The organism is Asticcacaulis sp. (genome assembly GCF_027484505.1).
Lineage (GTDB): Bacteria > Pseudomonadota > Alphaproteobacteria > Caulobacterales > Caulobacteraceae > Asticcacaulis.
Genome location: NZ_JAIXSV010000143.1, coordinates 1 through 7,354, shown reverse-complemented (window position 1 = coordinate 7,354; position 7,354 = coordinate 1). Strand labels below are relative to the sequence as shown.

Annotated in this window: 7 protein-coding genes; 3 read left to right on the top strand and 4 right to left on the bottom strand. The window is 61.0% G+C overall.

Annotated elements, in window-relative coordinates:
• From Q0072_RS09250 to Q0072_RS09240, 3 genes are all read left to right on the top strand, one after another.
• On the top strand, positions 1 to 205 hold a 205-nt coding region (locus tag Q0072_RS09250), incomplete at its 5' end, for a hypothetical protein (RefSeq protein ID WP_298328855.1).
• A 32-nt stretch (positions 206 to 237) separates the two neighbouring features.
• Positions 238 to 1,857: a family 43 glycosylhydrolase gene (locus Q0072_RS09245; RefSeq protein WP_298328853.1), complete on the top strand. Its 1,620-nt coding sequence runs from the start codon at positions 238 to 240 to the stop codon at positions 1,855 to 1,857.
• 111 nt (positions 1,858 to 1,968) lie between these two features.
• Positions 1,969 to 2,154: a hypothetical protein gene (locus Q0072_RS09240; protein ID WP_298328850.1), complete on the top strand. Its 186-nt coding sequence runs from the start codon at positions 1,969 to 1,971 to the stop codon at positions 2,152 to 2,154.
• 273 nt (positions 2,155 to 2,427) lie between these two features.
• Here the strand turns inward: Q0072_RS09240 and Q0072_RS09235 are convergent, their stop codons facing one another.
• The 4 genes from Q0072_RS09235 to Q0072_RS09220 form a co-directional block, all read right to left on the bottom strand.
• Entirely contained in the window at positions 2,428 to 4,572 is a 2,145-nt protein-coding gene (locus tag Q0072_RS09235) for a phosphocholine-specific phospholipase C (protein ID WP_298328848.1), read from the bottom strand.
• A gap of 15 nt (positions 4,573 to 4,587) precedes the next feature.
• Positions 4,588 to 5,607, bottom strand: a complete 1,020-nt coding sequence (locus Q0072_RS09230; protein WP_298328846.1) for an alkaline phosphatase D family protein — start codon at positions 5,605 to 5,607, stop codon at positions 4,588 to 4,590.
• Positions 5,604 to 6,878 (bottom strand): DUF5690 family protein, encoded by a 1,275-nt coding sequence (locus tag Q0072_RS09225; protein WP_298328844.1) that lies wholly within the window; start codon positions 6,876 to 6,878, stop codon positions 5,604 to 5,606. The genes Q0072_RS09230 and Q0072_RS09225 overlap by 4 nt, the downstream gene beginning before the upstream one ends.
• A gap of 74 nt (positions 6,879 to 6,952) precedes the next feature.
• A partial coding sequence (locus Q0072_RS09220) for a metal-dependent phosphohydrolase (RefSeq protein ID WP_298328842.1) occupies positions 6,953 to 7,354 on the bottom strand: 402 nt, incomplete at its 5' end.

Sequence of the window (7,354 nt, the reverse complement as noted above, 5' to 3'; positions counted from 1 at the left end):
TTGTGTGGTGACCGCCGGGAATACGCCGCGCCAATCGACTTTCATTGTTTACTCCAACTGCTTGCGTAAGAATATATACCGTATACAATATGCAATGATGCGGCGCAAGAAGGAACGTGATGGTGCGCTGGTGGAGTCAAAAACAACAAAATTTCCCGTATTGAAGACGACGGCTTGCATCAAAATTAGTATACGGTATAAATAATTCATTATGTCTGACATTTCGATGAGGTTCCCGTGCACCCTGTCCTCATGACGACCGCGTGTAAGGCTCTGTTCACCGGGGCCAGTCTCCTGACTAGCCTGGCAGGCTTCGGTGGCTCGGCCCTGGCCGCTCCGGCCCTTGAGGCGCGACAGGTGATGGCGACCCACAACCCCATACTGTCGGATGGTCAGGACTATACGACCGATCCGGCGACTCTGGTGGCCGATGGCAAGTTCTACATACTCACCGGGCGCGACACGGCGGAGCCGGGGGTCAATGACTTCATCATGCCCGAATGGCAGATGCTGGTCACCGATGACCCCAGGTCCGGCCAATGGACGCACTATCCGCATTTCCTGAAGCCGGATGCAGTATTCAAATGGGCCACACCCGGCCGCGCCTATGCCGCGCAGATCGTGCAGGGGCCGGATAAGCGCTTCTATCTCTACGCGCCGGTGATGCAGGAAGGCTCAACCAACAAGGACGGTTTTGCCATCGGAGTGGCCGTGTCCGACAGCCCCACCGGGCCCTGGGTCGATGCCCACCCCTCCGGGCCGGTCGTGTCGCAGTCCTATCCGATGAAAAACGATATCCAGAATATCGATCCGACGGTGCTGATCGACAACGATGGCCGAATTTATATGTATTGGGGAACGTTTGGCCGCCTGAAAGGGGTCGAACTTGAACGTGACATGGTGACGTTCAAGGGGACGCCTGTAGATGTCACAGGCCTGAAAGGTTTTTTTGAAGCGCCGTGGATTTTCAAGCGCAAGGGCATCTATTACATGGCCTATGCTGGGAACACGGCGGGGCCGACCTCGGAGTGTACCGAGGCCGTCTATTATGCCTGTGTTGCCTATGGGACGGCGACCTCGCCCCTGGGGCCGTGGACCTATCGCGGGGTTGTGCTCGATCCCGTATCTTCGACGACCTCGCATCCGGGCATTTCCGAGTTCAAGGGTAAGTGGTACATCGCCTATCATACGGCCGATGCCAAAGGTGGCGGCCATTTCCGTCGCTCGGTCGCCGTCGATGAACTGACGTGGGATGACAGCGCAAACCCGCCGCTTATTGAAAAGGTCGAACAGACCCGTGCGCCCGCGTCAGCACCACAACCCCAACGCAATCTGGCCCCGGCGGCACGCATCTTGGCGTCGAATTCACCTGTGCCGGTGCAATACTGGATCCGCGCCCTTAATGACGGCAAGGTGCGCGAAGCGCCGTTGCCGCCGGACACCTGGGGGACGTGGTCGCCGAACAATCCGAAGCAGCAGTGGGTCGTCTATCAGTGGGAGCAGCCGTTGAAATTCAACGGAACGCGCCTCTATTTCTGGGCCGATCAGCCGGCCGGTTCCGGCATCGGCGTGGCGCCGCCCAGGGCGTGGCATCTCGAATACTGGTCAGATGCCGATCAGGGCTGGAAGGCAATTACTACCAGCTACCCACAGGCCGTGGCCGGGAACTGGACCGAGGTAGCGTTCGAGTCGGTTACCACACGGTGCCTGAAGGCGGTGTTTGACGCCTCAACCGATGGGAAAACCAATGCCGCCGTAGCTGTTCAGGAATGGGAGGCCCTCTATCCGAAGGCCGTTCTGGTTGAGGCGGCGGATACAAAGGTTCCGGCGTCGCCGATCTGTTCGCCGATGGAATAGGAAAAAGCGCGAGAGAGTTGTCAGGTCTTCAATGCCTTAATTCGCCACACAGTTTGGTTTGGTGCCTTTTCTGCCGTGCGTCAGCAGAGGGTTTTATGGGGAGAGAAAACGGTGAAATCTCGTGTTTTGAAATGCGGCCTGATGGCCCTGCTATATGCACTTGGTGTGCCTGCGGGTGTCACACAGGCGCAGGTGAAATCACTGGATGAGATGCCGGAAACCAAGGCGGACTTTGATCCAAAGGTTATTTCTGTGAACTCTGCGTGTAAGCTCCGAGACATGGCCGGAAATGGCTGAAATCTGGCTGGTGGTGCTTGGTAATGTCTATGGCGGCGGCGGTCGGGGTGGCAATGGTGGCGATCGGACTCCCAGCGCGTAGGCGGGCTGAGGGCGCAAGCGCGAGGCCAGTGCGCTCCAGAAAGCCTGCCGATCATACCGGTATAGATTTTTAGTAAAGCGCCCGGTTTCCGTGCGCGTGATCTTGCCTTCAGCCGGCAAGGTCGGCGTTTTGTCGCCTTGCTACCGTTACGAAACCCCGTAAAGGTGCCAGCGGCGTGCGAAAATCAGAAGTTACGTCCGCACCAAGACCATCCCGCCTATACCGGGGTCGGTGCGGCTCGGCCTGCCGGTTTCGACGTGTCCGGCATAGCGCCACAGGGTGTCGGCATCTGTCGTATCGCTGAGGCTGAGGTCGTACCACAGGTCGCTGGCGCTCAGGTCGAAGACGATGTCGCGTTGCTCAGCTGGTTTCAGGGTAACCGCCTGCTGGCGCGGCGCGTTGGGGGCTATGGCGTAGCGGGCATCGACGCTGAGGCTGAGTGTCGCTTCGGTGGCGGTGTCATTATGCAGTCCCAGCGTCACCCGGCCGGTCGCCGGGTCTTCGTGCAGGCTCACGCGCACATAGCCGGTTTTGGACGGCTTGCCCCGGAAATGGCGATAGAAGCCGTTGGGACCGTGCACGGCCAGATCGTAGGCCTCCTTGTCCTGATGGTTCCATTGGGCCGCGGTATGACGTTCGCCGGCGATCAGGGTGTAGTGCCACGGCGCGCTCAGGCCGTAGGGCGCGTAGTCATGGATGGTGAAGACCGCCGCCTGGCTGCCGCTGTTGTTCAGTTCGATCAGCAGGTTTTCACCGTCCGGGCGCAGGTCAGCTCCTAGGCGATAGGGCAGGGCCCGCGCCAGTCGCTGCAAAGCGGGCTGTTGTGCCGGGGTCTGGACGGCCGGGATCTTCAGCGCCGGTTGCCGCGCGGCGTGGGCCAGTCGCTGCGTGTAATCGTCGGTCGAAGGCAGGTCGATGCCGTGCGTGTCGCCATTGGGGGTCTTGAAATCGAAGCAGGCCGTCAGGTCGCCTGACACGGCGCGCCGCCAGTCAGAAATGTTCGGCTCTTTCACACCAAAGCGCTTTTCGAGGAATTTCAGGGTCGAGGTGTGGTCGAACACCTGAGAGCAGACATAACCGCCCCGGCTCCACGGCGACACGACGATGGCAGGGACGCGGATGCCGAGGCCCAGTGGCTGAAGGCCCTGAATGCCGGAGTGCGGGTGTTTGTCGTAATCCTTGAACTCCCCGGCCACGCTGACGCCGCTATAACCGCGCGTGGCATCGGCGGCAGGCATGGGCGGCAGCATGTGGTCGAACAGGCCGCCGGCTTCGTCATAGTTGAGGATAAAGACGGTCTTTGAAAAGACTTCGGGATGATCGACCAGCGCCTCGATCAGCTTGGCGGTCAGGTTTTCACCGTCCGCCGGTGTCCAGCGCGGGTGTTCGGACAAGGCGGCGGCCGTGACGACCCACGACACCTGCGGCAGGCGACCGGCGGCGATATCGGCGCGGAAGGCTTCGACCAGTTGCGTGCCGTCCGAGCGGGTGCGGTCTTCGCCCGTCTTGTGTTCCGACACCCATGAGCGACCGCGTTTATAGAGGTTGGACTCCTTGTCGCACGGGCGGAAGGGTTTGAACACCGACAGGATATTGTCGCCGAAATTGTCGTATTCCTGATAGACCTTCCAGCTTACGCCTGCCGCTTCCAGACGCTCGGCATAGGTGGTCCACTCATAGGCCTTGATCGGCTGATCGGTAGCCATGTCGGCCGAAGGGGTTTCGTCTTCGCCGTAATTGCTCATCACCGGGTCGCCACCCACACGCCCGCCGCCATTGCAGCCGGTCCACAGGTGCAGGCGGTTGGGATAGGTCTGGGTCAGGGTCGAGCAGTGATAGGCGTCAAGAATAGTGAAGGTCGAAGCCAGTGCGTGATAGAAGGGCAGGTCCGACGCCTTGTAATAGGTCATGCGGTGCTGCAACTGACGTGAGACACCCCACTGATCGAAGCGTCCACCATTCACAATAATCGTCGCGGCGCTGTGCCCCTGATCGGCTCCATCGACCACATAGGCGTTGGCGGTTTTGGAGTCGGCCCAGTAGGGCTGTACATAGCCATCTGGGTGCTGGTCGCTGGGCTGACGCCAGACGGTGTGCCCATTGCGCAGCCGCAGGGGACGTGGATCGCCCAGACCGCGCACGCCGGGAAAGCTGCCGAAATAGTGGTCGAAGGCGCGGTTTTCCTGCATCAGGATCACCACGTGCTCGACATCCATGATCGTACCGGTGCGGTTATGGGCCGGGGTGGCCATGGCCTTTTCCAGCGTCGCCAGCGTGGCAGCGCTCAGGCCCGCGGCGCCCAGCGCCTTCAGAAAATGGCGGCGATCAGCGGTCATGGCTGTGTCCCTTGCTTATAAGGTCAGTTCACTGAAATTAAGGCGATAAGAGATGTCGGTCGCACCGGTCTGGCTGTCGCTGACGCGATAGAGGATGTGCGGCATATTATAGTCGTCCGCCTCCCACTGGATATCCAGCAGGCACATGGCGTGCAGGGTCGTGGAAACGGGCGAGACGCGATAGAGGTTCTTTTCCGGCTTCTCGATCTGATTGAGGCCGCAGAATTGCAGCTCGACCGCGTCATAGCCCAGAGCGCCCCGCGCGCGGGCGACCTCACCATAGTGCTGATCGCCGGTAATGAAGACCACGCCTTCGCGGCGATGCTTGCGGATCATCTCAAACAGGCGGTCACGGGCGCGCGGATAGTCTTCCCACGTTTCCGAGCCGGTCCCGGCGGTGAGCAGGATCTGCGTCCCGCTAACGATCAGAGTGAGGTCTGCCGCGACCGCCAGTCGTTCGTCCAGCCAGCGCCACTGTGCCTCGCCCAGCATGTCGCCGTGCCCGTCCGGGGCGTCGCGGTGCCAGCGCACATCCAGCATGATAACGTGCAGACGGCGCACCCCGAAGGCGAACAGGCGGCTGTTGTAAACGCCATCGTCCGGGGCTGAGGTGTCGGTTTCAAGGTTCCAGAAGCGCTGAAACGCCGTTTTGGATACCTCTTTCAGGGGATAGGTGCGGTCGGCGTCATTGGCACCATAGTCATGATCGTCCCATGTCGCCATATGCACGCCCTGCGCGCGCAGTTCGGCAAAGCCGGGCTTGCTGGCAAGCTGGGCATAGGCTTCGGTGAAGGCGGCGGGGTTGTCCCTAGTGTCCACATAGACGGCGTCGCCGATCCACAGGTTCAGATCGGCCTTGGCCGCCGCATAGGCCACCAGCGCCGGGACCGGCTTTTTCTGACGGATGCAACCCAGAATGGCGATACGGCGTATGGGCATGGCGGGTTCACCCGCCTTACCGGTGAGCGGTGCGGCAAGGCTGCTCAGGCTTACCGCACTCAGGGCGGCGGTCACGGTGCGGCGGGTCGGCGTCATTTGCGGAAAACCTTGAGCGAGAAGTAGAAGGCCGAGGCGAGGGTGGTGGCCCCCACAATAGCCGCGGCGGCGTAGCAAAGGCCGGTGAAGAAGCCTAACCAGCTCAGGGACAGACCGAAATTCTTGAGCAGCATCAGGGCGACACTGCCGCCATAGCCGGAGGCATCGGCCAGATACATGAAGAAGGCCGCATTACCGGGCAGGCTGAGCGCCGCGGTCAGGCGGTCGGCCAGCACGGCATTATAGGGGATGTAACCGAGATAGACCCCGGCCCCGACGGCGATCATCCACCACAACGGGCTGAGCAGATGCGCCTGCCACGCCAGGGTCGCGGCGCCAATCAGCACCGCACCGGAGATGATCATCACATGATAGACCAGTACCGCACGGCGATTGTCGCGGATCAGGGATGTCAGGCCGAACAGGGGCAGGATAAGGGCGGCGATCGGCAGTTCGGACAGGCTGAAGACCGAGGGTTCATCGCCATAACCCAGCGCATCCCACAGTTCGACGGCGAAATTATCGCGGAAGTCGCGCACGGCGGTCAGGACGATATAGGCGATGATCAGCAGGACCAAACCCAGACCGGCGCGTGCCCAGAAGGCCTTGCGTTCTTCGCGAAACATGGGCTGACGCGCCATGCGTTCGGCCATGTCGCGGGCATCGGGCGGCGGGGTCTGCGACAGCATCCACACCGACAGGGCCAGAACCGGCAGGAACAGCGCTCCGGTGGCCGCGGGCATCCACAGTTCCGGTATGCCGTAATCGACAACCAGCGCGCGACCGACCGATTTCACCACCCCGGAAGAGACGATGAAGCTGATGCACAGGCCGGTGCCCAGCCATTCGGAACTGCGACGGCCTTCCAGATAGCCGAACACCAACCCCCAGATCATCCCCAGCGGCAGACCGCTGAAAAAGATGGCAATGACCTTCAGCGGTGCGGGCAGGACGGCAAACAGGATCAGGGATATCCATGAGGTCAGGACAAAGCCCACGATCAGCAGCGCCCGGCGCTCCGACGTGGCCTCGCTGACCACCTTAATGCCCATCATCTTGGACAGGGCGTAACCCAGTACCTGCGCGATGACGAGGGTGATCTTGAAGTCGAGGGCAAACGGCCAGCCCGATATGTCCGCATAGCTGGCCACTGTAAAAGGCTTACGGAAGGCATACATGCAGAAATAGGTGGTGAAGGCGGCCATCAGGGCATAGACGGCCACCCATCCCGGACCAGACCGGGCCAGGCTGCGGGTAAGTCTGGAGGTCATGCCATCCTCGATTGCTATAATATTAAATTAGATCGGATATGATATAACCTAATATTATTATGATCGTGTGACGATCAGGCGAGGGTGGTTTCAGGATTCAGGGCCGCCGCGAGGTGGCGCTCCAGAAAGGCGTCGAGACTGTCGGTCACGGCGTGCTTGTCCTTGGCCAGTTCGTCGATGCGACGCAGCGCAATGGCGTCATCGGCAAAGGGTTCGTGCAGAAAGGCCAGTTGTTCAGCGCTGTCCATCAGACCGCCCTGAAGCGCCAGAGAGATGCGCGAGTCCTTCGACAGGCCGTCCTCATAGCCGGGTTCGACGCTGCACAGATAACGCTTGGCGGCCACATGCAGGCGGATCGGCTCGCTGACAGCCAGCGGGAAACGCGCCGCAGCCCATTCAGCGCCCAGAACCTCGTGCAGATCGTCGATACCGTCTTCGGCCGGGGCTTCGCCGAGATCGTGAACCATGTGCCCGAC